This window comes from Psychrobacter sp. AOP5-GZ1-6 (assembly GCF_052376345.1).
In the GTDB taxonomy this organism is placed as follows: Bacteria; Pseudomonadota; Gammaproteobacteria; order Pseudomonadales; family Moraxellaceae; genus Psychrobacter.
Genome location: NZ_JBQSVP010000373.1, coordinates 1 through 326, shown reverse-complemented (window position 1 = coordinate 326; position 326 = coordinate 1). Strand labels below are relative to the sequence as shown.

At 42.9% G+C, this 326-nt stretch carries 1 protein-coding gene; it reads left to right on the top strand.

Annotated elements, in window-relative coordinates:
- Positions 1-73 precede the first annotated feature (73 nt).
- On the top strand, positions 74-326 hold a 253-nt coding region (locus ACT3RN_RS16265; RefSeq protein ID WP_444518895.1), incomplete at its 3' end, for a transposase.

Here is a 326-nt window from a genome sequence, read left to right as displayed (position 1 = left end):
GGTAATCCCCCCAATAAATAAGAACACTCATAAATAGAGAGTAACTGCTAGAATACATCAGCAGGAGAATCCTATGAAAAAGACACGCTTTAGCGACAACCAAATCGTCAACATCCTAAAACAAGCCGAACAAGGTGTCCCTATTACCGAGCTCTGCCGTGAGCATAACATCAGCCAAAGCACCTTCTACAACTGGCGATCTAAATATGGTGGTATGGACGCCACACTTATCAGCCGTCTTAAAGAGCTTGAAGTTGAAAATGCCCGCTTAAAGAAGATGTACGCTGATGAATGTCTTAAATCCGACATCCTACAGGATGCTATGT